Genomic DNA, 391 nt, shown 5'->3' on the forward strand with positions numbered 1-391 from the left:
GCGCGCCCGAGAGGAGTCGAACCCCTAACCTTTTGATCCGTAGTCAAACGCTCTATCCAATTGAGCTACGGGCGCAATTCAATTTACAATATCCCGTTGGGATAAATGGAGCGGAAGACGGGATTCGAACCCGCGACCCCCACCTTGGCAAGGTGGTGTTCTACCACTGAACTACTTCTGCATATCGCAATAAAAAAAGCTTTCTCCTTATGAGAAACCTTGGTAATAATACATTTAATAAAGCTTCCAAGCGGGCTCGAACCGCTGACCTCTTCCTTACCATGGAAGTGCTCTACCTGCTGAGCTATGGAAGCAATGGCTCCGCAGGTAGGATTCGAACCTACGACCGATCGGTTAACAGCCGATAGCTCTACCACTGAGCTACTGCGGA

Annotated in this window: 4 tRNA genes; all 4 read right to left on the reverse strand. The window is 49.6% G+C overall.

From position 1 onward, the window contains the following. Position 1: 1 nt before the first annotated feature. The 4 genes from SB658_RS22185 to SB658_RS22200 all read right to left on the reverse strand — a co-directional run bounded on the left by SB658_RS22185 (position 2) and on the right by SB658_RS22200 (position 391). Positions 2-75 (reverse strand) — tRNA-Arg (locus tag SB658_RS22185). A 31-nt stretch (positions 76-106) separates the two neighbouring features. After that, positions 107-181, reverse strand: a tRNA-Gly gene (locus SB658_RS22190). 60 nt (positions 182-241) lie between these two features. After that, positions 242-314, reverse strand: a tRNA-Thr gene (locus SB658_RS22195). 2 nt (positions 315-316) lie between these two features. Next, positions 317-391, reverse strand: a tRNA-Asn gene (locus SB658_RS22200).

Origin of the sequence: Bacillus sp. SIMBA_008, assembly GCF_046535495.1 — a bacterium.
Classification (GTDB): Bacteria; Bacillota; Bacilli; order Bacillales; family Bacillaceae; genus Bacillus; species Bacillus subtilis.